General features: G+C 43.0%; 27 protein-coding genes and 1 tRNA gene. 16 read left to right on the top strand and 12 right to left on the bottom strand.

Going from position 1 to position 26,116, the window contains the following annotated elements:
- Positions 1–66 precede the first annotated feature (66 nt).
- The gene (locus ACTHPA_RS03400; RefSeq protein ID WP_440498683.1) at positions 67–777 is read right to left on the bottom strand and encodes a sulfite exporter TauE/SafE family protein; all 711 of its coding nucleotides are present in this window, start codon (positions 775–777) and stop codon (positions 67–69) included.
- Positions 778–902: 125 nt separating this feature from the next.
- Between ACTHPA_RS03400 and ACTHPA_RS03395 the strand changes: the two genes are divergently transcribed.
- From ACTHPA_RS03395 to ACTHPA_RS03375, 5 genes are all read left to right on the top strand, one after another.
- Positions 903–2,573 (top strand): ABC1 kinase family protein, encoded by a 1,671-nt coding sequence (locus ACTHPA_RS03395; RefSeq protein ID WP_440498681.1) that lies wholly within the window; start codon positions 903–905, stop codon positions 2,571–2,573.
- A gap of 140 nt (positions 2,574–2,713) precedes the next feature.
- Complete coding sequence (locus tag ACTHPA_RS03390) at positions 2,714–4,180, top strand: APC family permease (RefSeq protein WP_440498679.1); 1,467 nt, start codon at positions 2,714–2,716, stop codon at positions 4,178–4,180.
- A gap of 120 nt (positions 4,181–4,300) precedes the next feature.
- Positions 4,301–4,672 (top strand): cytochrome-c oxidase, encoded by a 372-nt coding sequence (locus ACTHPA_RS03385; RefSeq protein WP_440498678.1) that lies wholly within the window; start codon positions 4,301–4,303, stop codon positions 4,670–4,672.
- A gap of 255 nt (positions 4,673–4,927) precedes the next feature.
- Positions 4,928–4,999: transfer RNA gene (locus ACTHPA_RS03380), tRNA-Asn, on the top strand.
- 124 nt (positions 5,000–5,123) lie between these two features.
- Positions 5,124–6,731 carry a ribonuclease J gene (locus tag ACTHPA_RS03375; protein ID WP_440499199.1) on the top strand — a complete coding sequence of 536 codons (1,608 nt, stop codon included), beginning with the start codon at positions 5,124–5,126 and terminating at the stop codon, positions 6,729–6,731.
- 35 nt (positions 6,732–6,766) lie between these two features.
- On the opposite strand, the gene ACTHPA_RS03370 is transcribed toward ACTHPA_RS03375, so the two are convergent.
- On the bottom strand, positions 6,767–7,300 hold the full coding sequence (locus tag ACTHPA_RS03370; RefSeq protein ID WP_440498677.1) for a GNAT family N-acetyltransferase: 534 nt from the start codon (positions 7,298–7,300) through the stop codon (positions 6,767–6,769).
- Positions 7,301–7,386: 86 nt separating this feature from the next.
- Positions 7,387–8,271 (bottom strand): LysR family transcriptional regulator, encoded by an 885-nt coding sequence (locus ACTHPA_RS03365; protein ID WP_440498675.1) that lies wholly within the window; start codon positions 8,269–8,271, stop codon positions 7,387–7,389.
- Positions 8,272–8,384: 113 nt separating this feature from the next.
- Between ACTHPA_RS03365 and ACTHPA_RS03360 the strand changes: the two genes are divergently transcribed.
- The 3 genes from ACTHPA_RS03360 to ACTHPA_RS03350 all read left to right on the top strand — a co-directional run bounded on the left by ACTHPA_RS03360 (position 8,385) and on the right by ACTHPA_RS03350 (position 11,417).
- Entirely contained in the window at positions 8,385–9,578 is a 1,194-nt protein-coding gene (locus tag ACTHPA_RS03360; protein WP_440498674.1) for a coenzyme F420-0:L-glutamate ligase, read from the top strand.
- 296 nt (positions 9,579–9,874) lie between these two features.
- Positions 9,875–10,420, top strand: coding sequence for a sigma-70 family RNA polymerase sigma factor (locus ACTHPA_RS03355; RefSeq protein ID WP_440498672.1), 546 nt, complete (start codon positions 9,875–9,877; stop codon positions 10,418–10,420).
- Entirely contained in the window at positions 10,395–11,417 is a 1,023-nt protein-coding gene (locus ACTHPA_RS03350; RefSeq protein WP_440498671.1) for a DUF4179 domain-containing protein, read from the top strand. Before ACTHPA_RS03355 ends, ACTHPA_RS03350 begins: the two co-directional genes overlap by 26 nt.
- Positions 11,418–11,518: 101 nt before the next feature.
- Here ACTHPA_RS03350 and ACTHPA_RS03345 read toward each other — a convergent pair whose 3' ends face one another.
- Both ACTHPA_RS03345 and ACTHPA_RS03340 read right to left on the bottom strand, forming a co-directional pair.
- Entirely contained in the window at positions 11,519–12,466 is a 948-nt protein-coding gene (locus ACTHPA_RS03345; RefSeq protein WP_440498670.1) for a Gfo/Idh/MocA family protein, read from the bottom strand.
- 162 nt (positions 12,467–12,628) lie between these two features.
- Entirely contained in the window at positions 12,629–13,339 is a 711-nt protein-coding gene (locus tag ACTHPA_RS03340) for a GNAT family N-acetyltransferase (RefSeq protein ID WP_440498668.1), read from the bottom strand.
- A gap of 151 nt (positions 13,340–13,490) precedes the next feature.
- Between ACTHPA_RS03340 and ACTHPA_RS03335 the strand changes: the two genes are divergently transcribed.
- The gene (locus ACTHPA_RS03335; RefSeq protein ID WP_440498667.1) at positions 13,491–14,069 is read left to right on the top strand and encodes a hypothetical protein; all 579 of its coding nucleotides are present in this window, start codon (positions 13,491–13,493) and stop codon (positions 14,067–14,069) included.
- 34 nt (positions 14,070–14,103) lie between these two features.
- On the opposite strand, the gene ACTHPA_RS03330 is transcribed toward ACTHPA_RS03335, so the two are convergent.
- Positions 14,104–14,418, bottom strand: coding sequence for a DUF378 domain-containing protein (locus ACTHPA_RS03330; protein ID WP_440498666.1), 315 nt, complete (start codon positions 14,416–14,418; stop codon positions 14,104–14,106).
- A gap of 371 nt (positions 14,419–14,789) precedes the next feature.
- Here ACTHPA_RS03330 and ACTHPA_RS03325 point away from each other — a divergent pair, with 371 nt between their 5' ends.
- The gene (locus tag ACTHPA_RS03325; RefSeq protein ID WP_440499198.1) at positions 14,790–16,163 is read left to right on the top strand and encodes a purine-cytosine permease family protein; all 1,374 of its coding nucleotides are present in this window, start codon (positions 14,790–14,792) and stop codon (positions 16,161–16,163) included.
- A 100-nt stretch (positions 16,164–16,263) separates the two neighbouring features.
- On the opposite strand, the gene ACTHPA_RS03320 is transcribed toward ACTHPA_RS03325, so the two are convergent.
- Genes ACTHPA_RS03320 through ACTHPA_RS03310 form a run of 3 tightly spaced genes read right to left on the bottom strand, consistent with a single transcriptional unit; the run spans position 16,264 to position 18,510 of the window.
- Complete coding sequence (locus ACTHPA_RS03320; protein WP_440498665.1) at positions 16,264–17,091, bottom strand: MetQ/NlpA family ABC transporter substrate-binding protein; 828 nt, start codon at positions 17,089–17,091, stop codon at positions 16,264–16,266.
- A gap of 14 nt (positions 17,092–17,105) precedes the next feature.
- Positions 17,106–17,768 carry a methionine ABC transporter permease gene (locus tag ACTHPA_RS03315; RefSeq protein ID WP_440498664.1) on the bottom strand — a complete coding sequence of 221 codons (663 nt, stop codon included), beginning with the start codon at positions 17,766–17,768 and terminating at the stop codon, positions 17,106–17,108.
- A complete protein-coding gene (locus ACTHPA_RS03310; protein WP_440498663.1) occupies positions 17,761–18,510 on the bottom strand; it encodes a methionine ABC transporter ATP-binding protein in 750 nt (249 codons plus the stop codon). Before ACTHPA_RS03310 ends, ACTHPA_RS03315 begins: the two co-directional genes overlap by 8 nt.
- A 205-nt stretch (positions 18,511–18,715) precedes the next feature.
- Here ACTHPA_RS03310 and ACTHPA_RS03305 point away from each other — a divergent pair, with 205 nt between their 5' ends.
- A complete protein-coding gene (locus ACTHPA_RS03305) occupies positions 18,716–19,159 on the top strand; it encodes a GNAT family N-acetyltransferase (protein ID WP_440498661.1) in 444 nt (147 codons plus the stop codon).
- A gap of 48 nt (positions 19,160–19,207) precedes the next feature.
- On the opposite strand, the gene ACTHPA_RS03300 is transcribed toward ACTHPA_RS03305, so the two are convergent.
- Positions 19,208–20,857, bottom strand: coding sequence for a malate:quinone oxidoreductase (locus ACTHPA_RS03300; RefSeq protein WP_440498660.1), 1,650 nt, complete (start codon positions 20,855–20,857; stop codon positions 19,208–19,210).
- Between the two features lie 427 nt (positions 20,858–21,284).
- On the opposite strand from ACTHPA_RS03300, the gene ACTHPA_RS03295 reads away from it, so the two are divergent.
- The 5 genes from ACTHPA_RS03295 (at position 21,285) to ACTHPA_RS03275 (ending at position 24,735) form a co-directional block, all read left to right on the top strand.
- The gene (locus ACTHPA_RS03295; protein ID WP_440498658.1) at positions 21,285–21,797 is read left to right on the top strand and encodes a DUF1648 domain-containing protein; all 513 of its coding nucleotides are present in this window, start codon (positions 21,285–21,287) and stop codon (positions 21,795–21,797) included.
- Positions 21,798–21,845: 48 nt separating this feature from the next.
- Positions 21,846–22,547, top strand: coding sequence for a YjjG family noncanonical pyrimidine nucleotidase (locus ACTHPA_RS03290; protein WP_440498656.1), 702 nt, complete (start codon positions 21,846–21,848; stop codon positions 22,545–22,547).
- Between the two features lie 99 nt (positions 22,548–22,646).
- Positions 22,647–23,195, top strand: a complete 549-nt coding sequence (locus ACTHPA_RS03285; protein ID WP_440498655.1) for a sigma-70 family RNA polymerase sigma factor — start codon at positions 22,647–22,649, stop codon at positions 23,193–23,195.
- The gene (locus ACTHPA_RS03280) at positions 23,192–24,316 is read left to right on the top strand and encodes a DUF4179 domain-containing protein (protein WP_440498654.1); all 1,125 of its coding nucleotides are present in this window, start codon (positions 23,192–23,194) and stop codon (positions 24,314–24,316) included. Before ACTHPA_RS03285 ends, ACTHPA_RS03280 begins: the two co-directional genes overlap by 4 nt.
- Positions 24,317–24,573: 257 nt before the next feature.
- Positions 24,574–24,735 (top strand): hypothetical protein, encoded by a 162-nt coding sequence (locus ACTHPA_RS03275; RefSeq protein WP_440498652.1) that lies wholly within the window; start codon positions 24,574–24,576, stop codon positions 24,733–24,735.
- Positions 24,736–24,788: 53 nt separating this feature from the next.
- Here the strand turns inward: ACTHPA_RS03275 and ACTHPA_RS03270 are convergent, their stop codons facing one another.
- The gene (locus ACTHPA_RS03270) at positions 24,789–25,472 is read right to left on the bottom strand and encodes an HAD family hydrolase (RefSeq protein WP_440498650.1); all 684 of its coding nucleotides are present in this window, start codon (positions 25,470–25,472) and stop codon (positions 24,789–24,791) included.
- Complete coding sequence (locus ACTHPA_RS03265; RefSeq protein WP_440498649.1) at positions 25,465–26,088, bottom strand: DUF1572 family protein; 624 nt, start codon at positions 26,086–26,088, stop codon at positions 25,465–25,467. The genes ACTHPA_RS03270 and ACTHPA_RS03265 overlap by 8 nt, the downstream gene beginning before the upstream one ends.
- Positions 26,089–26,116 lie beyond the last annotated feature (28 nt).

Genomic DNA, 26,116 nt, shown 5'->3' with positions numbered 1-26,116 from the left:
AATGAAGGGCTGGCCATGTGCCAGCCCTTTTCTTATTGGTTTCTTGGCGTTCTGCATCGGATTCTTTTAGCTGCTTCCTAGTAAATAAAACCCCGTAAAAAATAAGATAATATACATGAAAATGCGGAAACCGGTTTGATTAACCTTTAGGAATAAATACTGGCCCGCGTAGAGACCGAGCCAAACGAGTGGCAGCGCAAACAGACTGGATTTCCATACTGTCATGCTTGTACCGGCGAAAACAATTTGAATGACCAAGCTAATCGAATAGATGAATAAATAATAGACGAGCGTCGTGCCGCGCAACGTTTCCTTTGCCGTATCCGTGCCCGAGAAATAGAGCAGCAGTGGCGGTCCTGGCATGCCGATGCTCGTTGTCAATGAACCGGAAAGTCCACCGATGACGACGTCCCTGTTCGGCTTTTGCTTAATTCGTAGCTTGAGAAGCATTAAAGCGGTCAATAGAAGAATGATGATGCCAATGCCAAGCTTCAATTTCGGAATATCGACGAGAAGGAATACGATAATGCCAAGGGGCAAACCGATTAGGCTGCCTAGAATAAATCGCTTCATCACTCTCCTATCAATATCCGTCTTCACTTTGCGATACATTGCTAATGAGATGACAAGTGATAAGAGGAGATTGATTTGGATGGCATCCCTTGCATCGAATAATAGCAATAGAAACGGCGTTGCAACGATGGAGAAGCCGAATCCCGTCCCTGTCTGCAGGATGGAGGCAAGTAGTATGATTGCGAAGAATAATAATATGTCCAATTCAATCCCTGCTTTTTTATATGAAGTCTATTAAGTGTAACACTTCCTACCATAAAAATTATATGGCTATCCTTATTCATAAAAGGGTATATAGATAGGCAAAAGACCGACATAGATTTGGAGGAATGGATTTGTTAAAGATACGCATCCGGCATACGAAACGGTTTCAAGAGATTATTAATGTATTTCTACGGAATGGATTCAGCCATTTTCTTTTCCGGTTGGGACTAACGAATCGAGCCTCTTCTACTGACAGCGGTAGCGAAATGAATATGCAAGATGCGGGGGTCAAACTTCGGCATGCCTTGCAGGAATTGGGACCGACCTTTATTAAGCTTGGACAGATTGCAAGCTCGCGGAGGGATCTTGTTCCGCCGGAAATCGCTTTTGAGCTTGAAAAATTACAGGATCATGTTGCTTCTTTTCCGTTCAGTAAGGTCCGTGAAATTGTTGAGGCTGAATTGGAAGAGCCTCTTGAACGCCTATTCAGCCATTTTGAAGAAGAGCCATTAGCTTCTGCCTCCATTGGCCAAGTGCATATCGCCCACTTGCCAAGCGGGGAAAAAGTGGCTGTCAAAGTGCAGCGACCTGACATCCGGCCCAATGTAGAAACGGATCTGTCCATATTAAGCGATTTAGCGCGCTTTCTCGAAGATAATACAGATTGGGCAAAAACGTACCATCTTCGCGATATGATCATCGAATTTTCGAGGTCATTGGAAGATGAACTCGATTACCGTGTAGAAGGGCGCAATAGCGAAAGGATTGCAAAACAATTCGAGGAGGACCCATATGTTCATATCCCGCAAGTCTATTGGGATTTTTCGACGGATAAGGTGTTAACGATGGAAATGGTTCACGGCGTAAAAGTGAATGATTTAGAAAAACTGGACACCGGGGGATATGATCGAAAATTGATTGCCCGACGTATCGTCGATTCGATGTTCCATCAAATCCTAGACGAAGGTTTTTTCCACGGCGATCCTCACCCCGGGAATATTTACATTCTCCCCGAAAACGTTGTATCGTATTTGGATTTTGGCATGGTCGGCAGGCTCGATAATGAATTGAAATACCATTTCGCGACACTTCTCATCCATTTGCGTGATGGAAGTACAGAAGACATGATAGACACTTTTTCTGCTATGGGAATTCTTTCAGAAAATACCGATATGCGGGCATTTACAAGGGACGTGGATGATCTTCAAACGAGGTATTATGATGTCTCATTGAATGAAGTGAGTCTAGGGTCGATTTTTGTCGAACTTTTTCAGGTCGCCTATCGCCACCATATTATTATCCCTTCGGAAATTTCAATTTTAGGCAAAGCGATTCTAACACTTGAAGGGCTCATTGCGAAGCTGGATCCAGAGTTGAGCATCATGGAAGCGGTGGAACCCTTTGGAAAGAGATTGATGTGGGAGCGTTATAATCCGAAAAACCTACTGGAGAATTCATGGAAAGACTTTGTTGAAAATATTGAAATCCTTACAAATCTACCGAAAGATTTGAAAGCAATTACGACGACAATCCGAAAAGGGAAGCTCCAACTGGACATTAATGTACAGCAGGTACAAGTCTTTCTTGGCAGGCTTGACCGGATCAGCAATCGTCTTTCATTCAGCATCATCCTGCTGTCCTTCAGTATTTTAATGGTCGGCCTCATCATCGGTTCCGCCATTGCAGGCCAAACGAATTTGCTGTGGCAGTTCCCTATTATTGAAGCCGGTTCGATCATCGCATCTCTCATGTTCCTATTCCTCATCTACACAATCATTCGGTCAGGACGGATGTAAAATTCTGAGTATTATATAGTTTCACTATTTCAGAATAGGGAAAGGGTACGTAATTAGCTAGTTAGTTAGGGGGACATTATGATGGAAAGTTCAGAGCCATATAGTAGCAGGAGAAAGTTGAAGAAGACATTGAAACCGTCTTGGGTGTTTGCAATTGCACTTGGATCATCGGTCGGCTGGGGGCTTTCATTCTACCCGGTGATTGGATCAAAGAATCAGGCCCGCTCGGTGCGATGATCGGCCTTTTCATTGGCGCATTGCTTATGATGGTGATTGCTTCCAGCTATGGCGTCATGATTAAAAAATTCCCCGTATCAGGCGGCGGATTTACATATGCATTCATCGCCGCAGGAAAGGTATGGGCCTTTATTTGCGGATGGTTTTTATCGCTCGGCTATCTTTCAATTGTCGCATTGAATGCATCCGCCTTCACGCTATTGCTAAAGTTTCTCGCCCCTGATTTTATGAACCAGCATTATCTATATTCCATCGCTGGCTGGGATGTTTATGCACCCGAAATTATTATTGCATCAGCACTTATCCTATTGTTTGCCTTCATTAATTCGACGGGGACAAGTGTATCCGGACAAATTCAATTTTACTTTAGCCTTTTACTGATCGGCGGTGTTGTCATTTTAGGCGTGTTCACATTTGGAGTCGCGGATCAGCCGCTCCAAAATCTTAAGCCTTATTTCAATGGCAATCAATCGATTCTCACTTCTATCCTCGTGATTGTGGCAATCGCGCCATGGGCCTATGTAGGATTTGATAACGTTCCGCAAGCAGCAGAGGAATTTAAATTTTCTCCACGAAAAGCAACAATGCTTATTGTTGCATCTTTATTCACCTCTGCATTGATTTACGCCATTATGATCGGTTTGACCGCCTGGACATTTCCGGATTTCTCGGCTACCGGTGAAAGCAATCTATGGCTGACTGGGGATATCGTTGTTTCCGCTCTTGGATTGATCGGATTAGTCGTTATGGCAATTGCAATTATTATGGGGATTTTCACAGGACTCAACGGTTTCTATATGTCCGCAAGCCGTCTACTCTTTTCGATGGCTCGTGCCCGTGCGTTGCCGAATGTATTTCGTGTAATCACGAAGAAAAAACAAACACCGATATGGGGAATCTGGTTCGTCGCGTTCATCACTTTGCCTATGCCATGGTTCGGCCGGCAGGCACTGTCATGGATAGTAGACATGTCATCGACGGGTGTTTCTGTTGCCTACCTATTCACCTGTCTCGCTGCGTATAAAATTTTAGCGTGGAAGCAGGAACCGGCCGGAAGGGAGATTGCTCCAGTTAAAAAGGCTCTAGCGTTGATTGGCATTATGGCAAGTTCAGCCTTCCTGGCTCTTCTTCTCATCCCAATATCTCCCGCCGCTTTGTCTATGCCGTCTTATGTCATGCTGCTCATTTGGGCCATTGTAGGCGGTGGCTTTTATGCAGTCATGCAAAAGCGGTACAATAGCTTGTCTCAGGAAGAAACGGAGATGTATATGTTAGGCAAAACCATTGCCTCAGAAGTGATGGATACCGAAGACGCCCTGGCACCTCAAAAGAAACCATCTATTGGCATCAACGGAGTACCAGCGAAGTAAACTAATCGATTCGGACGATGGCACATGTAAAAATTCTCCTCCCCACTCCCTCATTTCAAAATGAATGTCCAACATAGAATATTATAGAAAGATTTCTATGTTGGAAGGAGGTGTGGGGAAATGGGAAAAACCTTAATGAAGATCTCTGTCGTTTATTTCATGATCGGCATTTCTTTCGGTTTATATATGTCATTCACGCATGTATTTACATTAACATCTGTGCACGTTCATTTGAATTTGGTCGGATGGGTTTCGCTAGCATTGGCAGGGGTATTTTATCATCTCTATCCGAGATTGGTAGAGTCCGGCTTGGCAAGAGCTCACTTTTGGCTTCATAATATCGGTTTGCCAATTATGATGATCAGCATTGCGACAGCTATACTTGGAGGGCCAGAAATTTTCTTCCTGTTTGCAATGTTAGGCGGCGTGATGACTGTGCTAGGCGTTCTTTTCTTCGGCTTCAACGTTCTTTTACGATTAGATAAGAATTAATCTAGCCTTATGAGCACCTCTGATTCAGATTGGAGGTGCTTTTTGGGTGCTTAAGTCACGATTTGGTGATAACTTCCGGTATTCAATAGATAATTTCTTTTATTCGATAGATACCTGCAGCTATTCAATAGATAACTCCCTTTATTCGATGGATTACTTCGTCTATTCAATAGATAACTTTCTGCTGTCCATTTTTTTTGAAATCAACGTGAATAAACCTCCGAATTTTGCACATGATAGGTGTGCTACTATCTTTCCGAAATAGCTCAGCGGTGGAGCAATCGGCTGTTAACCGATAGGCCGTAGGTTCGAATCCTACTTTCGGAGTAAAGGCTGTCTCTGTCGATATGACGGGACAGCCCTTTTTTCATTATTAGTGTGGGAGGACATCGTTGTGGACACAAAATTAGCGGTTTTTGCGTTAGGCGGCATTAATGAAATCGGGAAAAATATGTACGTCATTCAATATGAAAACGATATCGTCGTCATCGATTGCGGTTCTAAATTTCCGGATGAGAATTTACTGGGCGTCGACCTCATCATCCAAGACGTTTCCTACTTAAAGGAACATCGGGAAAACGTTCGTGCACTTATTGTCACTCATGGTCATGAGGACCATATTGGCGGCATTCCGTATTTTCTCAAACAATTGAACGTTCCTGTCTATGCGACAAGGCTGACACTCGGACTGATCGAGTTAAGATTAAAAGAGCATGGCCTACTTCGAGAAACGAAGCTTACATTAATCAACGGAGATTCGACGATTGATCTCGGTGCAATGTCCGCCACTTTCTTCAAAACGAATCACAGCATTCCCGATTGTCTTGGCATCGCATTTGAAACACCTGAAGGAATGGTCGTGCACACGGGCGATTTCAAGTTTGACTTAACGCCTGTGAACGATGAATATGCGGATGTTCATAAGATGGCTGAACTCGGGAAAAAGGGTGTCTTGCTTTTATTATCCGAAAGCACGAATGCGGAACGTCACGGCTTTTCGCAATCCGAACGGGTTGTAGGCGGGCATATTGCGGATGCCTTTCGGAAAGCGGAAGGTAAAATATTCATCTCGACGTTCGCCTCGAATGTCCATCGAATTCAGCAAATCATCGAAGCCGCGCAAATGACGAACCGGAAAATTGCCTTGCTCGGCAGAAGCATGGTAAACGTCGTATCGGTCGCCGAGGAGCTCGGGTATTTGAAGATGCCCGAAGGGATGCTAATCGAACCGCAGGAAGTCGATCAGATGGACCCTGAAAACGTCGTTATCATTTGTACAGGCAGCCAAGGCGAGCCAATGGCAGCATTATCGCGTCTATCGACCAATAATTTTCGGCAAGTATCCGTCCTGCCCGGAGATACAGTCATTTTCGCTTCCAGCCCGATACCAGGGAATGAAAAAAGCGTGTCGCGCATTATCGATAATCTGTATCGTCTCGGAGCCAATGTTATTTACGGGACAGGCGGAGCATCCGGCATGCATGTTTCCGGACATGCGTACCGCGAAGAGTTAAAACTAATGCTGACATTGATGAAACCAACCTATTTCATACCAATCCACGGTGAATATCGCATGCTGCAGCTGCATAAGGAAATGGCGGAGTCGGTAGGTGTGGAAAGGGAAAATATTTTCATATTGAATAACGGCGATGTCGTGGACATTGAAAACGGAGTCGCACGCCAAACGAGGCATGTGGAAGCCGGCAATGTCTTTGTGGACGGGCTAGGCATTGGGGATGTCGGAAAAGTCGTATTGCGCGATCGCAAATTGCTATCCGAGGAAGGAATGCTCATCATCGTCGTTTCGATGAGCAAAAGGGACGGCCGGATGATTTCAGATCCGGATACAATTTCACGCGGTTTCGTCTACGAACGAGACGCGAATGAGCTTTACAAAGAAGTGAATGAGTTGGTCGTCACAACGATCAAGGAAGCGAAGCCATCGACCCGCTATCGACGTAACGACATGAAACATGCCATCCGGAAAGAAGTTGAGAAATTGCTTTATACAAGAACGAAAAGAAGGCCGATGATCCTTCCTTTTATTATTGAGATATAAGAATGAAGCGGAGGACGTCGCTTGTCCTCCGCTTTTTAGCCCTCTTTCACCAATCCAAACACATAATGATCAACAAATTTATTATACAGCCACTCAGCTTGTTCCAAACGGCCTTCCTGTTTGAAGCCGAGACGTTGCGGGATGGCTGCGCTTTTTACATTTTCAGTCGCTGTGCGAATTTCAATCCGATTCAGTCCTAATTCATTAAAACAATGGTCGACAACTGCCTTGCAAGCTTTCGTCATCAAACCCCTGCCTTCGAATCCAGTTCCTAGCCAATAGCCGATCGATGTCGATTTGTTTGACCAATTAACGCCATGCAAACCGATCACACCAGCAAGCTCCCCGTTATACCAGATGCCCGCCTGGAAGCCATCATTTCTGCTAAACTGCTGTAAAGTGGCACCGATGAAATTCTTTGAATCCGCAACTGTCCTCGTAAAATCAAGCCACGGCAGCCATTCACGGAGACTCTCTCTTGATTTGTCGGTCAACTGGAATAGCTGATCGGCATGTCTTAGTTCCAATAAACGCAACTCGGTATTCTCGTCAATTTTATATGCAAACATTCTACTAATTCCCCCTTTTCATTATCACTCACACTTTTATTATAAAGTAGTTTTCTAAATTGCAAGCGCCATCCAGATCTATTTATTCATTTCCCTACCAACAGCTCCCAAAATCTTGTCGAAGCCGGTGATAGCGGAACACTTTTCAATGAACAGACGCCGATGCTTCGATGTGGAATCTGCTTGGTCAACTGGACTTCATGAAGGACTCCACTTTCCAGATAGTCTTTCGTAAATTCCCTTGTAACACAGGCAATCCCCATGTTCATCCTTGCAAACTCAACGACAAGGTCATGGGAGCCGAGTTCAAATTCAGGCGAGATCTTCACGCCTTCGGATAAGAAATGCTCCTCGACATATTTTCTCGAATTCGAACTCGGCTCGAGGAAAATGAGTGGCAGCTTGGCGAGCTCCCGGAAGCTGACCGGCCTCGCAAGCAGCTTTCTGTACTTATCGCCATAGACGAACGTATCGTGGATGTCCATACAAGACGTTACATTTAACGAAGTGTCGCTGACAGGCAAATTGCAGACGACGATATCGACTTCTCCCGACTTGAGAAAAGAAATAAGTTCATCCGTCGTGCCATTTTCGATTTTTAATTTGATATTCGGGTATCGAGTACGGAAGGCTTCTAGTTGGGGCAGAAGAAAGTACTTCGATATAGTATCTCCGACGCCAATCCGTAATTCACCGGTCGTCAGATTTTTGAACTCGGCAATCTTTTCCTCCCCAATTTCGATTAAATTGATGGCCGAATTAACATACTCCAATAGAAGGCTTCCTTCATTCGTTAATGTAACCCCTTTAGGCGTCCGGTTGAAGAGTCGCGTATCAAGCTCCTTTTCCAGCTGCATAATCGATTGGCTGATAGCGGGCTGGGTCATGAAAAGTTCCTTTGCCGCCCCTGAAAAGCTTTCTTTTTTGCCGACGACACAAAAAATGCGGTACAAATCTAATTTACTAACCATATAACCACCCCTTATACCCATTATTAGAGATATTAATTTTACTTATACCACCAAACGGTAGTATAGTACAAGTAGATCGTCAGTTAAGTTAATACCGATAAGGAGCGATAACATTGGAAAGAGTAGTAGGAACGGTTGTCAGAGGTCTTCGTTGCCCAATTATCAATAAAGGGGACAATATTGAAGAAATCGTCGTGGATAGCGTGTTGAAAGCGGCGGAAGTCGAAGGAATTACTATCAATGACAGAGATATCGTCACAGTCACGGAATCCATCGTAGCTCGCGCGCAAGGCAATTACGCGACAATCGATCATATTGCAAAAGACGTACAATCGAAATTCGGCGATAGCACAATCGGCGTTATTTTTCCGATTTTAAGCCGTAACCGATTTGCCATCTGTCTCCGCGGAATTGCGAAAGGCGCTGCAAAGAAAATCGTTTTGATGCTCAGCTATCCTTCCGATGAAGTCGGCAATCACCTTGTCGATATCGACACACTCGACGAAAAGGGCGTCAACCCTTGGACGGACGTATTGAATGAAGAAGAATTCCGCAGTCACTTTGGCTACAATAAACATACATTCACTGGAGTCGATTACATCGACTATTATAAATCAATCATTGAAGAATACGGCGTGGAATGTGAAGTCATCTTCTCGAACAATGCGAAGACGATTCTTGACTACACGAAAGACGTGCTCACTTGTGATATCCATACTCGCCAAAGAACGAAACGCATTTTGAAAGCGAATGGCGGCGAAAAGATCTACAGCCTCGATAATATTCTTGCCGAATCTGTCGATGGCAGCGGTTATAATGAAGCATATGGACTGCTCGGCTCGAATAAGGCAACAGAAGATAGCGTGAAGCTCTTCCCACGCAATTGCCAGCCGATCGTCGACAATATCCAAGCTGCATTAAAAGAAAAGACCGGAAAAACCGTTGAAGTCATGATTTACGGTGATGGCGCGTTCAAGGATCCTGTAGGAAAAATTTGGGAGCTTGCGGACCCAGTCGTATCCCCTGCTTACACTGCAGGTCTTGACGGTACACCGAATGAAATCAAACTGAAATACCTTGCAGACAATAACTTTGCTGATCTACGCGGTGAAGAGTTGAAAAAGGCGATCAATGAGTTTATTGTGAATAAAGAAGAAGACCTCGTCGGCTCGATGGAATCCCAAGGGACAACTCCTCGTAAACTGACTGACCTCATCGGCTCTTTGTCCGATTTGACATCAGGCAGCGGCGATAAAGGAACACCGATTATCTTCATTCAAGGATACTTTGATAACTATACGAAATAAGATTCCGCCCTTAGTCTTTTGACTGAGGGCTTTTTCATGCTTCATTGAGCCGGCGGGCAGTGATTTTTCGTATATCGGTCAGTTGCCGCGTGTTATCGGTCATTTTCACAAATTTATCGTTCATTTCCCGTTAGATATCGATCAATTATGGGGAGATATCGTTCATTTCCCAATAGTTATTGTCATTTCGGGACTTAGGAACCACTTAATTTCTTGTTATGATTCCGTAGCTGTTTTAAAAAAGTTGAAACGTTTTATCCAACCCGTTTACCTAATGTATAGAAGGTGGTGATTCCATGCCGAAAAGGGAGAGGCTTATAAAGCAAGCGATCAAAGGGGATCAGCATGCATTGCAGCTGCTTTTGAAAGACGAGAAAGACAAATTGTATAAAATGGCATTCATTTATATGAAAAATGAACATGATGCACTGGAAGTATTTCAGCAAACCGTATTGGAAATCATTGAATCCATACACCAACTAAGAAATCCGTCTTATTTCAGCACATGGGCAACACGGATTTGTATCAATGTCGCGTTAAAGGAAATCCGCAAAAACAAAAAAATCGTTACTATGGAAAGCTATTCAATCCCTGACGTTATAGAGATTGGCAGCTCGCTTGAAGAAAAACTGGATTTGACCAATGTCCTATATGAACTAGATGAAAAGTATAAATCCGTTCTCGTATTGCGTTTTTATTATGATTACACGGTCAGTCAGATTGCAGATATACTGGAATGCCCTGAGGGTACTGTCAAAACGAACTTACATAGGGGTCTTGCCCTGTTGAAAACAAAGATGAAGGGGGTATATACGGATGAAAGACGAAACGAAAGTTATTGAAGACACAATGGAAACAATAGCTGTTCCAAGTAAGAAGCTGGATTCGATCATAGAGAATTCATTCAAAGGAAATGCCTCGTCCCGAAAACGACGTAGCAAAAAGCGCACTGGATATATACTTGCCGCCACATTAGCAATTAGTATCTTGGGCGGGACGGTAATGTTGAATCCAGCAATGGCGAATATGATCAGCCAATTGCCGGTCATTGGGAATGTATTCGATTATTTCGGTTCAACGAGTAAACCTGCGTATAAAGAGTTCGGACAGCTTGCGACCGATGTCGGCCGTACTGCGGAGGATAAAGGCACTTTAATCAATATTGACCAAGGGGTGTTCGATGGGACGACCATCACTTTGGCGGTGTCGATACAAACAAATAAAAATTATGGCTCAACATTAATCTTCGACGGCTGGCCAACCGTCGACGGCGTGCCCTCTGGAAATGCCGGCGCTTCCTTTGAGAAGGTGAAGGGATTAGGCTACGCAGGCATTATGACCATTACTCCGCGGTTTTCAGAAACACCTGATCAGGTGGACGTCACATGGGAGCCGAAAATGCTGCTTGGCGATAATAAAGAAGTGAAAGGCGACTGGAAGTTGAACTTCTCCTTACCGCGAATCGAGGCTGAAGTGCAGACGTTGAATAAAAAGGTTGAAAAAGATGGCGTGGCTATACTATTCAAGGAAGTTAGAAAAACACCGCTAACCTTCAATATTTACTATCAGCAATTGGTCGATCCCGCAATACTGGATGACTGGACGGCTGTAGAAGCGGAGCTGAAAGCGACGGATAACTTAGGGAATGAATACAAAGTTCCTTATAACGGCGGATTTACTGAGGGAGGCGCTAGAACTCGGGAGGACTTTCAATGGAGTGCGACCATCCATAATATAGACCCGCAGGCGACGAAACTCATTTTCCATCCGTTCGCGACCGTGAGCACGCTTGAAGGTGCAAAAAAGATCTATTTTGAAGACATTGAAATTGAATTATAGAAATCGTCATGAAAACAGTAAAGCACCGTTGGAAAATTTTGAGTTGGATGGGATTGTAATTGATATTGAAAAGTGACGAAAGGTAGAGAGGGCAATCCTCTCTACCTTTCTTTTCTTAACTCCTCTAACACTTTCTGAGCTTCATAGCCGACTTCAAAGTCATACAGCTCCGCTTCTTCCCCGCTCACTGCTTTTAGCAACTCGTCAATCAATCGAGGTGTAAGCACTCCTTCAAGTGAGATCGTTTTTATATCATCACCCGTTTTACCACCTCGTAACTCTCCCCACTTTTCCAGCGTTAAGACGCCATCCAATCCGTATGCGGTAAATCCAATATGCTCTTTTCCAGCTTGTCCGCTTATCCCTTCAATTAAAACAGGCGTGCCATCCGCGAGTTCAGCTGTAGCGATGATGCCCTTCTCACATAGTGTCGGATCCTCCGGAAATTCCAAACGTGTTTGGATATTATAAAGCTCGCCAAATAATTTTAGCGTCTGCTGGATGAAATGGACACCGACTTCGAGGACAAAACCGCCCTGGTCCCGACCGCCGACCCAGTCGTTTTTCTGCCAAGCACGCGGCCATTCCGGGAAGTGCATCGAAAGCTGTAGGCGCCTAAGCTTGCCTATATAGTTATCGTTAATCAACTCTGCGAATTTCGTTGCAGCTTGGCCATAGTTCAGTGGGAAATTCATGGCATGCACGATACGCGCTTCTTTCGCCGCATCCGCCATCTCCCTCGCCTCTTCCAATGAATTTGCTAAAGGCTTCTCACAAAGGATGTGCTTTTTTGCGTGAATGGCGTCCATCACGATGGCGTGGTGGAATTTTGGTGGTACTGCGACGTAAACAAGATCTACTTGTGTGTTTGCAAGCAGCTGTTTATAGTCCGTGTAGGCTTGCACATTGCCTAGTTGTTCAGATGTTTCCCTTGCAAGTGATTCATTCCTGTCACAAACTGCAGTAATCGTAACTTTGTCTTGCTCTATAAATTGTTTGATTAAGCGTTGACCGATTGCACCTAACCCGATGATGCCGATATGTATCATGAAAATTCCCCCTTTTTTCCATCGTACAATAGGTGAGGCGAGCTGTCATTTATTCATTGCTAGAACAAAAATGGAATAAAGAAGCTTTTGTACGATTAATGGAGCCCTTGTGCAATTAATTGAGCCCTTGATGAAATAAATGAGCCCTTGACCAATCTCCCTTTACCGATCGATCCGATAAATCCCCTTCCGATCCCGCAACCGACAGCCGTTCTGTTCAAAAATACGAATCATATGCCGATTCGCTTCATCCGTACTGCCGACATAAGTCGTGGCACCGATTCTCTGAAGCAAATTGAGCGAAATCCTATGAAAAGCAGAGCCGTACCCTTTCCCTCTCCATTCTGGTACAACACCGAAATAAAACAGACGCCCCTCGTCGACGGTACCTTGCTCGATAATAGGGATGCTCAATCCAACAGGCTCGCCTGATTTTCGGAAGATGTAACAGTGCGTTCTCCAATCCGTACCAAGTTCATTTTCGAGTGATTCCATCATCTGCTCAATTGTGAATAGCTTATTTTTATTTGCAGAGCCGCTACGACAGCGTTCATACAACAGCGCAAAATCAGAATCTGCCATCATTCCATCTGCTAATGCTGTAACGGTAATTCCTTGCTCTGCCGGAAACGTCTCATCCAATTTCCGTGTATATTCAACAATCATCGATACTTTTCGGAAGCCTTCTTCCAACAGCCACTTCTCATAGGATGCATCCATTAACAATGATAAATATCCGATCTGCTTCTCTTTCCAGCTGCTAAGTAATGTATAAAACACTTCTACATATTCCTGTTCCGTCACTCCATCTACCTTCACTTGGTCAACAAGCCAATATTCATTGTCCTTCTCAATCCGATTAAATAAATTCACTTCTCAAGTTCTCCTTTATCTTTTATCTACAAGGCTTTTCGCCAAAACAAGTATGGATTCCTGCTTTTTCTGAAAAGATTCAACTTCTCCTAATTCGGGTACGTGGTGTAGAAGTTGTAATTTTACTTCTGCTGGAAGAGAAGGGACTGCTATGTTTGGACTTTCCGATTTAGTTTCACTCGTCATCTCAGCTTTTATCATCCTGCCTGTCGTGTCGTTTCTGAGGGAATCCGGTTATTTGATTGTGAGCGCTATTTTTGGCGTGAAAAATCCAAGGCTGACAATAGGTTCGGGACCCCGTTTTAAAATTATCGGTATTTTTGATATCCGGAAATATTATCATATGTATAGTTGGTTTTCTTTTGATTCGCTGAAGAGGGACAGCAAGTTTGCGAATATATGCATTTACGCCGCCCCTATCCTCATTAATCTTGTTTTGGCGCTAGCAATAAATATGTTGCTGGCGAATGGATTCTTGGAAGACTACAGAACCTTTTTTGAACGCTTCATTTTTTATGTTTTTTACTTTGTACTGCTAGACATTGTTCCGATGTTCACTGTGAACGGCAAACCGAACAACGGCATGATCCTGTATGAAATGCTGCGCTACGGGAAACGTATCGATTATAATAACGAGCCTTTCATTCCCGCCACGACTGACGTGGAAGAGGAGGTTCAGGAGCAAATGGAAAAAATTGATCAAATCATAGAGGAAGAAAAAAAAGAGTGACAGCCCCCTTGTATGTAGGGACTGTCACTCCATTTTATAGTTCTTCTTTTTTGTCGGATAACTCCCGTTCCTTCTTGAAGTCCGGTTCTTCTCCAAACTCGGTATGCATGGCAGGGGTAGACATGCGACTGCGCGTCGTAGTGACTTCCCTCTCTTCATCCGGTTTGAATAATAGCCCTAAACAAATCAAACCGCCTATCGCTACAAGTGCATAAACTACTCTCGATAAAAATGCATCTTGTCCTCCGAATATAGATGCAACCAAGTCAAACTGGAAAAAAGCGATTAGTCCCCAATTCAATGCACCAATGATAACCAACGCCAATGCAATCCGTCGAACTGCTCCCATTTCTACTCCTCCTCATGTAAACAATTATATTTATTATTTGCTATAAGAACTTTTTCATACATACGATCCACTTCCAAAAAACTCCATGCTGTACCCGTGTGGCATCGTATCCGTTTGCTGAAAAAGTTTTTGTCGATTTATAGTTTTTATGCAAAGGGCATGCCGATTTTCATTTGAAATGTATGTATATATATTAATACTACGTAAATCGAAATACTTGATTTTTTTATTACTTTTTTGATAAAATGGAGTGGTGCGCATTATTAAAAGAAGTTTGAAAAATATTATGCCTCAAGGCAGAAGGAGTAGGTGCTTTACACATAAGGAGCTGAAATGTATTGTCAATAGAACAAACCACTGTGCAAGACGATATGAAGGAAGAGGTTGTCCGGGATTATTCCTTGGACCGTGTACCTCGCGAGGAACGAAAGGCTGGCTGGCTTAGCATTACGAATATTACGTTCGGGATAGCAACAGCTATTTTCTACTTTCAAATGGGAAGTGTGATGGCACTCCAATTCGGAGCTCCTAATGCTCTTATTTCCGCTGGCTACGCAATCATCGTAGCAGGCGTACTCGGTACGGTCATTGTGTATTTATCCGCGAAGTCGGGCATGAATGTAAACCTGCTGTCGAGGGGCGGCGGCTTCGGCTATATTGGAGCATCTTTGACCTCACTCATTTACGCATCGAATTTTATTATGTATTGTGCTTTTGAAGGCCTGATTCTTATATCGGCTGTACATCATTTTTTACCTTCCCTTCCTAAATGGGTTTTAATCCTCGTATTTGGACTCATTGTTATTCCTCTAAATTGGTTTGGAATTAAACAACTGGATAAGCTGCAGAAATGGTCATTACCGATTTTCGTCTTATTTTTGCTCGCTGCCATTGTTGTTTCATTTATCAAACCCGCTATCTATACGGGTCCAGTTTTCTCTTATATGCCCGAAGGAGTACAGCTTGGCGGAACCGCGCTGCTGTTCTGTATCGGTATGCATAATGGGATCATGGGCTTGACCGCTCTTCTCGCTTCTGATTATGCCCGTTTTTTACGCCCTAAAGATATTAAAGTTGGATCTTTAGCAATCGGGTTCATTCCTCAAATTTTTTGTTATGGCGTTATGGGAGGATTAGGTATCTGGTTCGGCGTCCGTTATTTGGAGTCGGATCCAGGCGTTTATATTGTGCTGCTGCTCGGAATCGGCGGCGCTTTATTTACGATGTTGACGCAATTGCGTATTAATGTCACAAATATTTATAGTAGTTCACTCTCCTTATCAAACTTCTTTGAAAATATCTTCCGTTTCACCCCTGGCCGACGCTTTTGGGTTGTTGTCTCCGCACTGACGGCAATTGTGTTAATGCTTGGCGGAATTGTAGACCATCTTGCTACGGTCATGACATTCCAAGGTGTCTTCCTGTTTGCATGGGCTTCCATCTTGGTGACGGATGCGCTAGTCGTAAAAAAATGGTTGAAAATCGGACCAAATTATTATGTTGCGACACAAGAATACTTATACAAATGGAATCCTGTCGGAGTTGTTTCTCTCCTCGTTTCAAGTGTAATCGGTACAATCGCCGCACTTGGCTATATGGGATTGTTCCTCCAATCGACAGCTGCGTTTTTCGCCGCGGTACTCGCTGCTATTTTGACAGTCATCATTGCGATAGTGACGAAAGGCGCGTATTATTTGCAAAGTGAACCAGCTCATATCGTTGAAGAGGACAAATTGAAACGATGAACGACAGAAGCCATGCCCGCGCTCGATCGGGCATGGCTTTTTTATGCAAAAAAAGAGCCATTCTATATTGTAAACACATTAGAATGGCTCTTCTCCTATTTTATTTAAACGCAGGGATGGCAGTTTCGTCGTAGTTCTCTTCTAAGAACTTGCGAACTTCCGGGCTTGTCATTGCGTCAGCAAGCTTTTGAATCGGCTCCCAATCTTTGTTGTCTTCACGTGCTACTAATGTGATTGCAAAGTCATTTTCGACTCCTTCTGTAAGCAATGCATCGCTCTTCGGCGTCAATCCGAGTGGCGCAGCATATGCTGGCGTCATGACCACTGCATCAGCATCATCGTACATACGCGCAAGCATTAGCAAATCGACTTCCTCGAACTTATAGTTTTTCGGATTGTCGGTAATATCCGCTTGCGTATAATACGTGTCTGTTTTTTCACCTAACGTTATAACTCCATGTTGAGCAAGCAATGACAACGAACGGTCGATGTTGGAAACATCATTCGCCATTGCAATGACGGAGCCCTCAGGCAGTTCATCAATTGACGCAAAGTCCTTCGAATATACGCCGTAATTCGCGAAATAGATAGGCGTAATCGGAACGAGGTTCGCGTCATTATTGCGATTGAATTCCTCCATGTACGGCACGTGCTGGAAGAAGTTCGCATCTACTTCTTTCGCTGCAAGCGCACTGTTTGGTTGCACATTATCACCTAGTACAACGACTTCCAAGTCGATTCCTTCCTCCGCAAGCTTCGGTTTCACGAGTTCAAGGATTTCTGTCATTGGCGGGATCAATGAAGCAACTTTCAACGTCACTTCTTCATCGGTCTCCTGCACCTTCGCATTGTCTACCTCTTCTTTATCCTTGCTGCACCCTGCTAATAAAACGATTAGCAATGTTGTTAGCATTAATAGCTTTCTCATGTTGTTTCCTCCTGTTATCGTTTATCTATCATTCTTGATACAGTCGTTCCGGTAAATTGGATGAACTGCACCAGTATGACCATTATAATAATCATGTACATCATTAAATCCGTTTTGAATTGCTGATAGCCATACCGGATCGCAAAGTCTCCGATACCGCCGCCACCAACAACTCCCATGATCGTTGAATACGAAATGAAACTGATGATCGACGTCGTTAATCCTAACACGAGTCCTGAGCGGGCTTCGACGAATAGAAATTTAAAAATGACTTGCCTCACAGAAGCACCCATAGCAATTGCAGCCTCTATTACCCCTTTTGGCACGTCGAGCAAAGATTGTTCAACGAGTCGGGAATAATGCGCAATAGCGATGATTGATAAAGGCACAGTTGCGGCTGCCGTCCCAATGGCTGTGCCGATAAGCATCCTTGTGAACGGGATAAGGAATACGACTAACAATAGAAACGGGAAAGATCGAATGATATTTACTAGTAAATTCAGTACTGAAAATATAACCCGGTTCTCATAAATTTGGCCCTTCCTGCATAGGAAAAGCAGTGTGCCAACTGGAAGTCCGACTAAAACGGCTGCCGCAATCGAAACACCGACCATGATGAAAGTCTCTCCGATCGATCGCCAAATCTCAGTCTCATATTGAAGTAAAACGTCAAGCACGACCTATTTCACCGTCCTTTGTAAGCTGTTCAACAAAGAAACTCGGGCTATTTTCTGCCATCCCGATCCCTTGTGGCTTGATGGATACGGTATCGTACACTTTGCCATGATCCATGACAGTGACACGGTTGCAAATGCTTCTGATCACTTCCATCTCGTGGCTGACAATGACGATTGTCACTCCGAAGCTCCGATTGATATTTTCCAACACGCTTAATATTTCCGCGGTTGTATTCGGATCAAGTGATGATGTCGGTTCGTCACATAATAATACTTGCGGATTGTTCGCCAATGCCCTTGCTATCGCCACACGTTGTTTCTGACCCCCACTCAATTGGGCGGGGTATTTATCTATGTAACTCGCAAGGCCGACAAACTGAAGACATTCCTCCACACGGGCACGGCGTCCTTTTCTCGGAAATTTGGCCAATTCCAACGATGCTGCGACGTTTTCATATACTGTTTTATTCGCGACCAAATTGAAGTGTTGAAAAATCATACCGATTGATTTTCTTGCTTGCCGAAGTTGTTTGCCATTCAACTTTGTCAATGTTTGACCATTGACCTCCACTTCCCCTCCATCCGGAACTTCCAATAAATTCATAAGCCGAAGGAGCGTCGATTTGCCAGCACCACTTGCTCCGATGATGCCATAGATATCGCCTTTTCCTATCGATAAGGAGACTGACTGAATAGCCTGGAAACGCGCGAAACTTTTACTCACATTATGTAATGTAATCATAAAAAAATCCCCTTTCAGGGTGATTGCGACGCTTACTATTATAGCCTAATCTACCTAGCGTGTCATTTTATCAGATTATGTAAAAGAGTTTTGATTTCCAATATTGCCTCCTGTAAATTCCAATGAAAATAGTTCCTTTTTTTAAATAATTTGCTTTCATGACTACTAGATCTTCGACTATAATTTAGGAAAAGGGGAGATGATCATGTTGCATTTGGAAACGATTACGAAAGACAATTGGTTTAAAGCCATATCGTTGCGTGTACGGGAGGATCAAGTGAATTTTGTCGCGTCAAACGCGGTATCGCTCGCCCAATTGAACTTCCTTGAAAACTTCCACGCGAAAGGAATCTATCTTGGAGAGGAAATGATCGGTTTTGCGCTTTACGGAATTGATGAAGATGATCATGAATATTGGATCTACCGTATGATGATCGATCAAAAACATCAAGGAAAAGGGTATGGGAAAGAAGCGATCCAACTAGTGATTAATGATATTTTGGCAAATAAAGAAGAACGTCATCAAACAATCACACTTTCTTATGAACCGGAGAATGAACACGCAAAACGCATCTACGAAAAAATAGGGTTTACGGAAGTGGACGGGTTCATTATTAGTGGTGAACAAGTAGCCCGCTATACATTTTAATATGCAAAAAGCTGACTGCGGCACGATTGCCGAGTCAGCTTTTTACTGTTACTCTTCTTTTTTCTCAGGATGCTCTTCTACAATCAACGTATCATCTACGTTTTGCACTTCGCGGTCTACTCCTAAGGCTGCATCTTGTTCCGTTTCCCCAGTTTCAACAACAACAGATTCCTCTTCTACCGGCTCTGCTTCTTCATTTGACGATTCTGGTATATGTGCAACTAGTCCAAGCGCCTGTGCGGTTGTTGCATGGATTTCCTTCAGAAGGTCTGGGTTGTTGACGAGCGACACTCCATAAGAAGGAATCATTTCTTTAATTTTCGGCTCCCACTCTTTTACATGTTGTGGGAAACATCTATTGAGTATTTCAAGCATAACGTGAACTGCTGTGGACGCTCCCGGCGAAGCTCCGAGCAATGCGGCAATCGAGCCGTCAGCTGCATTGACGACTTCGGTACCGAACTGAAGCGTGCCTTTGCCGCCCGCTTCCGTGTCTTTAATGACTTGAACGCGTTGGCCTGCTACAACAATATCCCAATCCTCGCTTTTAGCTGTCGGGATGAAGCTGCGCAATTCTTCTATCCGCTGTTCCTTCGATAACATCAGTTGCTGGATCAAGTATTTCGTCAAGGACATTTCTTTCGCGCCCGCCGCCAGCATCGTAAAGACATTGCTCGGTTTCACGGAAGAAATGAGATCCATATTGGAGCCTGTCTTCAGGAACTTCGGCGAAAATCCAGCGAACGGTCCAAACAGCAATGATTTTTGATTATCAATATATCTCGTATCAAGATGCGGAACCGACATAGGAGGAGCACCTACGGAAGCCTTGCCGTATACTTTCGCGTGATGCTGCTCGACAATCTCCGGATTTTTGCACACTAAAAAGAGCCCGCTCACCGGGAATCCTCCGATATGTTTTCCTTCAGGGATGCCTGATTTTTGCAGTAAATGCAAACTTCCACCGCCAGCACCGATAAAGACGAACTTCGCAGTATGGCGTTCAACGGCTCCACTATCGAGATTTTTCACTTTCACTTCCCATGATCCATCCGCCATGCGGTTCAATTGGTTTACACTATGATTATAGTTTATATCTACATTCTTATTTTTCAAATGATCGAATAACATGCGTGTTAAAGCGCCAAAGTTGACATCCGTTCCTGTATCAATCTTTGTCGCTGCCAGCGGTTCATTCACAGTCCGGCCTTTCATCATGAGAGGCAGCCACTCTTTCAGTTTCTCCGGATCGTCGGAGAACTCCATCCCTTCGAACAGTGGGTTATTGGAAAGCGCTTCAAATCGTTTTTTCAAAAACTTCACGTTATCCTCACCGTATACGTAGCTCATATGAGGCAATGGCATAATAAAATCCTCTGGATTGCTAATGAGTTGATTCTTCACTAGAAAAGACCAAAATTGCATAGAAAGCTGGAACTGTTCGTTAACCTTAATTGCTTTGCTAATATCTAAAGTTCCGTCTGGCTTTTCAGTAGTGTAGTTGAGCTCGCACAGTGCGGCATGTCCTGTCCCTGCATTATTCCACTCATTGGAACTTTCTTCACCTGCGCCCGGAAGCTTCTCAAACACTGTAATTTTCCAGTCCGGTGCCAATTCCTTCAACATTGTTCCCAAAGTTGCACTCATGATTCCGGCGCCAATTAAGATGACGTCTGTTTTTGTTTCTCCGTTGCTCATTTTTATCATCCTTATACCCTGAATTTGCAGAAAGGATGTAGACGCTCCTTCTTAGGCGTCACAAAAAGACAAGACGCGAGCTAGGAACACACCTTTTCTGTTCTGTTATTACCTTATTGTAGTGTATCACAATAATAAAATGATTAAAATATCTACAGCCTATAGAAATAGAAGCTTCTATTATTATTCTATCGAAATAATAATATAGTGGGCTATTTTCAATATCGTTGTTTATAAAGGAGACGTACACTCTCATAAAAGACTTCCCATCATTCATCGACTCAACAATCACTTTCCTTTCCACCATCACTACTTTTCCTAAAAATTTGATTTCGTTGTAAAATTGCATAGGCACCTGTGGCTGACGTTTTGAAACTTTTCTGAAGTCCCCCTCGTAAAGAAGGCCTTGAAGGGGAGTTGAAAGGAAATGGATAAAGATAAACACATTTACAATAAACCGAAATTGGATATCCCGAAGTCCACATTTCAAAAAGTACTCGACATCATTACAATGCTTATCTTTGCAGCAGGAATCGTCTATTTGTTTGTCGTTTGGGGACAGTTGCCCGATCAAGTTCCGGCTCATTATAATGCAGCTGGTGAAGTGGATCGTTGGGGATCAAGGTGGGAACTCCTCCTCCTTCCTATAATTGCTGCAGTCTTAGGCATTTCCATGTCGTTTCTCGAAAAACATCCGGAATGGCATAATTATATGAATCTCAATGAAAACAATATTGAATTCCAATACAAAAATTCCGTTTTATTATTAAATGTAATTAAAAATGAATGTGTCTTGTTGTTTGTCTTTGTGAATTACAATATGGTGCAAGTTGCATTAGGTAAGGCTGAGCCACTTGGTATACTATTCTTGCCAATTTTTCTTGGCATTCTTTTCGGTTCAATGATTTTCTTCATTATCCGATCCATTCAATATAAATAAAGGTGTTATACTAAAGATACAGCCTACAGTCAGTCAGGAGATGTGAGAATGAAATACGATGTGTTTTTATTCGACTTGGATGATACATTGATGGATTTCGGGGAGACAGAAAAACTTGCGTTTACGAATGTGTTCACTACACATGGTTTACCGAACGCATTAGTGGATTTTAGGGATACGTACCGGGCAGTCAGCACTGTACTTTGGGAGGATTTGGAACAAGGCAGAATAACACTTGCGGAACTGAAAACAGAGCGGTTCAGACGTTTGTTCCTTGAACACGGTCTTGAAATGGATGCAGAGCAGTTCGGTCAAAAATACCTTGATTATTTAGGGAAGGAAGTCCACTTGATCGACGGTGTGGTACCCATGCTTGATTCCCTTAAGGGTGCGAGGATTGCAGTTTTGACAAACGGTTTCAAAGAAGTGCAATTGGCCCGTATCGCCGCTTCCGGTTTAGCTGATACGTTCGAAGCAATCTTCACGTCTGAAGAGATCGGTTTCCAAAAGCCACAGAGAGAAATTTTCGAACATGTTTTCAAGCAGTTGCATATCAAAGACAAATCACGTGTCCTGATGGTCGGAGACTCGCTCTCGTCAGACATCCGCGGAGGCAACAACTACGGTATCGATACGTGCTGGTATAATCCAAAACGAAAAGAGAATAATGGTTTGGCACAGCCAACATATGAAATTCATGATTGGGAAGAGTTTCAATCCATAAATGCTCAAACGATCGCGTCCAGTTAAGGATGCGATCGTTTTTTCATTGAAAATATGAGAACATTCCCAGTTTGATACGATGTATTTATTGTAAAGGCCTTTACGGGATAAGAGGGAGTTGATGGTATGGAGATTACACCTGAAAACTTTATTAAGAATTTCAAAAAGGGGAAAGAAGCTGCGTTGGAGTTTGTCATTGATGAATATAGCGGGATTGTAAAAGCCATTATCTATAATTCATTGCAATCCTACAACGATTCCCAAGTCATCGAAGAATGCATCAGTGATACGTTCCTGGGTGCCTTTGAAAATGCCAAGCAATTTTCAGGGGAGCAGGAGGATTTTAGGAAATGGATTTGCACAATCGCGAAGTTCAAGGCGATCGATGCGCAGCGGAAGTTAAGTAATCAACCAATTGCCGCGGAATTCGAAACAGATTTAATGACTGTGCAGTCCGCTGAAGAAGAATTTCTTCTACGAACATCGACCGAGGAACTGCTGCGCATGATGGCAAAAATGCGCCAAGTCGACCGAGATATTTTTACGATGAAGTACTTTTTAAACATGGGAAATAAAGAAATCGCCGATAACCTCGGCCTAACTAAAGCATCAGTGGACAATCGACTGTATCGCGGAAAAAAAAGATTGCAGGAATTGGGAGGGGCTTTGACTTGAAGAGACTTTATAAACAATTCGACAGACAAAAAATGAGCGTCGACACGGACATTCAGCCGATGGATGTGAGCGATCTTGAAAAGGCACGCATTAAACGAGCTGTCATGAGGAGGGTGAAGAAGAAAAACCATTTGCCAAGGAATCTATCTGTCGCGGCAGCCTTTTTCATTGCTTCAGGGATAACGTTTGGCGCTGCGTTTCCGGCCCTTGCTGCGAAACTGCCGATTGTCGGAAACTTCTTTGAGCAGTTTGTTGACCATGATGATTACGTTTTTGAGAAATTCGACTCATTCGCAACAGATATTGGGGTGACGAAGGAGAGCAACGGAATTGCAGTCACAGTAACAGATGCAGTGTATGACGGTGAAAATATTGCAATTGCTTATACAATGGAAAGTGAACACGACCTAGGGGAAAGACCCATAATGGAAGGAAGCTTTTATGCAGAAGAATTCGGAAACGAATATGAACATTATGGATCTTACTCGAAGTACATTACGAAAAAAATCAGTGATCATGAATACGCCGGGCTCTTTATCTATCAGCTAATTGAAGGTCCTAAACCGGACGAAATTACTGCAACTTGGGATGGCAGCAGCATTCTGAACTTGTCAAACGTCAAAGATGAATTCCAAGGAGAATGGAACTTCCAACTTAACTTGCATGCTCTCGATAGTAAGACGAAAAAATTTGCGGATGCTGGTATTGTGTCAAATGCAGATGGTATTGATATAACTTTGACTAAAATGACTGAAACCCCAATCTCTACAACGCTGTATCTTTCAGAAAGGGTTGACATGCGGACAGCCGCAGCAGAAGAGGAAGAATGGCGCGGTATTCAGATTGAATATCTCGTGAAAGATGATTTGGGAAATGACTATAACATGATTTATTATCATGACGTTGGCCACAGCACGGACTTTGAAGACTTCAAAGACTATACTAGCAGACCAAGAATCACAACGACTCAGTTCCATGAAGATGCAACGTCTATTACGATAACGCCGATTGTCAATGTATATAAGTTTGCTAATGAGGTGGATGAGGACCCAAACTCTAGGCCGCTTGAACTCGTTGCAGAACCATATGCGATTGAATCAATGCAGTTAGAATTAAAATAATTCACTTTTGACTGATTGGATGCCATTCCTATATAGGAGTTGCATCCTTCTGTCATTTTAGACAATCAAACGGGACAACAAGGCACACGTGAAGACATAACGCAACGTTTCAAAGAGGTTAAACATAGTTTGGATAATCTTGAAAAAGACATCGAGCTCACTTATCAAAAAACTGCACTTCTCGAATTGCAGTTAAATAGGACAACCAACAAAACAATTGATTAAAAATACAATACTACCTTAAACGGGTGGTCTTTTTGTTTTACATTGCACTACTATTTAACCCGGTCAATCTCATTTTTGAAGCGAAAGAAAATGGCGCAATGGTCGTTAGAGATAAAATGGAGCTCGATGATTTTTACCTTGCTTATTTAGTAGATCCTCCAGGAATTGGTTTTGGGCTTATCCAAAAGAAATGAACTTACGTAAGTTAAAAAGACGACGGATAGATTGTTTTCCATCGTCTTTTTTCTTAGGAATGCTGTTCTTCCACTATACTTATCTTTTCAATAATCAAAGGCAATTCGGCTAAGTCATCAACGACAAAATCAGCTTCCACTGCACTCCATTGAAAATCTTTTTTCCAAATCCCAATCATTCCGGCATTTTTAGCAGCTTCCACATCATTTACAGGATGGTCCCCTACAAATATGCTTTCGCTAGGCGAAACATTTAGCTGCTCCAATGCTCTAATGAATATTTGAGGATCTGGCTTTTTGATTCCTTCCCATTCAGATACTAAAATGGCGTCAAAATATTTCTCAATGTAAAGCGCTTTAATATTGTCCATCTGAAATTGACCTTTACCATTTGTAATCATCCCTAGCTTCAAGCTTTTTCTTTTTAGTGTCTCCAGCATTTCTATGAGATTAGCAAAAGGAACACAGTAATTCTTGAATTCATCAATATAATCCTGAAGCAGTTCCTCCCACGTTATACCATTAATTTCAAACTCATCGACCAGCTGTTCATACACCCTATCTTTCCACACATATCCGCGGTTATCCAATTCAATGAATCTTGCTGCAAACATCTCCCTTGGAATATGGCCTACGAATTTGTGCAACCTTTCATATTGATGGTCAATGAACATTTTGACTGATTCGTCTCGATCCAACAATGTCCCGTCTAAGTCGAAAATCGCCGCCTTAATCATTTCCATCCCTCCGAACAGTTTTAGGAATACTTAAGATCTTCCAATCTTTATCCCTAATTTGCTTTCCGATATAAAGAATCTGCCCTACATGATAACTAATATGAGCTACTTCCGTTTGAATTGCTTGAAAAGCACTAAGGGGCTGTTGTCTCAATGTAACTATTTTTAATAGATCCTCTGCTTTAAGACTTTCAATCGTATTAAAAAGTAATTTCCATCCTTTATCCCAAATTTTCATTAGCTGCTCTTTAGATTCATTTCCATCAACAAACTCCATATCTCTGTTCCGATAAGGTTTTTCACCGTCTGTAGTCAAAAAATCGATCCAACGAGAGTGCATATTTCCGCTTAGATGCTTTATGATGATTGCAATGTTGTTAGACTCTTCACTTGGCTTCCAGTGTAATTCGTCTTCAGACAATTGCCGAATTCCATCTTCTGCGCGTTTTTTAAAATGTCTAAACTGCCCTAATATAATTCTGAGGTACTCCTCTTCAAATCTGTACATGATATCCCCCTTAAATGACCCCAAACCTTTCCAACGCGAAAGCAATACCATCGTCCTCGAAGTTCGTAATTGTTCCATCAACATCTTAGATACAATCTTATAATCCATACTAAACAACCTTCCAATTTAATTGGTC

It is taken from the genome of Sporosarcina sp. SAFN-015, from assembly GCF_051966875.1.
Classification (GTDB): Bacteria; Bacillota; Bacilli; order Bacillales_A; family Planococcaceae; genus Sporosarcina.
This window is presented reverse-complemented; position numbering and strand designations above follow the sequence as displayed.

Bases quoted from the DNA above. Each gene is read 5' to 3' on its own strand.
- ACTHPA_RS03395 (WP_440498681.1), top strand. From the start codon at position 903: ATGGATTTGTTAAAGATACGCATCCGGCATACGAAACGGTTTCAAGAG.
- ACTHPA_RS03385 (WP_440498678.1), top strand. From the start codon at position 4,301: ATGGGAAAAACCTTAATGAAGATCTCTGTCGTTTATTTCATGATCGGC.
- ACTHPA_RS03375 (WP_440499199.1), top strand. From the start codon at position 5,124: ATGTACGTCATTCAATATGAAAACGATATCGTCGTCATCGATTGCGGT.
- ACTHPA_RS03370 (WP_440498677.1), bottom strand. From the start codon at position 7,300: ATGTTTGCATATAAAATTGACGAGAATACCGAGTTGCGTTTATTGGAA.
- ACTHPA_RS03365 (WP_440498675.1), bottom strand. From the start codon at position 8,271: ATGGTTAGTAAATTAGATTTGTACCGCATTTTTTGTGTCGTCGGCAAA.
- ACTHPA_RS03355 (WP_440498672.1), top strand. From the start codon at position 9,875: ATGCCGAAAAGGGAGAGGCTTATAAAGCAAGCGATCAAAGGGGATCAG.
- ACTHPA_RS03350 (WP_440498671.1), top strand. From the start codon at position 10,395: ATGAAAGACGAAACGAAAGTTATTGAAGACACAATGGAAACAATAGCT.
- ACTHPA_RS03345 (WP_440498670.1), bottom strand. From the start codon at position 12,466: ATGATACATATCGGCATCATCGGGTTAGGTGCAATCGGTCAACGCTTA.
- ACTHPA_RS03335 (WP_440498667.1), top strand. From the start codon at position 13,491: ATGTTTGGACTTTCCGATTTAGTTTCACTCGTCATCTCAGCTTTTATC.
- ACTHPA_RS03330 (WP_440498666.1), bottom strand. From the start codon at position 14,418: ATGGGAGCAGTTCGACGGATTGCATTGGCGTTGGTTATCATTGGTGCA.
- ACTHPA_RS03325 (WP_440499198.1), top strand. From the start codon at position 14,790: ATGAAGGAAGAGGTTGTCCGGGATTATTCCTTGGACCGTGTACCTCGC.
- ACTHPA_RS03320 (WP_440498665.1), bottom strand. From the start codon at position 17,091: ATGAGAAAGCTATTAATGCTAACAACATTGCTAATCGTTTTATTAGCA.
- ACTHPA_RS03310 (WP_440498663.1), bottom strand. From the start codon at position 18,510: ATGATTACATTACATAATGTGAGTAAAAGTTTCGCGCGTTTCCAGGCT.
- ACTHPA_RS03305 (WP_440498661.1), top strand. From the start codon at position 18,716: ATGTTGCATTTGGAAACGATTACGAAAGACAATTGGTTTAAAGCCATA.
- ACTHPA_RS03300 (WP_440498660.1), bottom strand. From the start codon at position 20,857: ATGAGCAACGGAGAAACAAAAACAGACGTCATCTTAATTGGCGCCGGA.
- ACTHPA_RS03295 (WP_440498658.1), top strand. From the start codon at position 21,285: ATGGATAAAGATAAACACATTTACAATAAACCGAAATTGGATATCCCG.
- ACTHPA_RS03290 (WP_440498656.1), top strand. From the start codon at position 21,846: ATGAAATACGATGTGTTTTTATTCGACTTGGATGATACATTGATGGAT.
- ACTHPA_RS03285 (WP_440498655.1), top strand. From the start codon at position 22,647: ATGGAGATTACACCTGAAAACTTTATTAAGAATTTCAAAAAGGGGAAA.
- ACTHPA_RS03270 (WP_440498650.1), bottom strand. From the start codon at position 25,472: ATGATTAAGGCGGCGATTTTCGACTTAGACGGGACATTGTTGGATCGA.
- ACTHPA_RS03265 (WP_440498649.1), bottom strand. From the start codon at position 26,088: ATGGATTATAAGATTGTATCTAAGATGTTGATGGAACAATTACGAACT.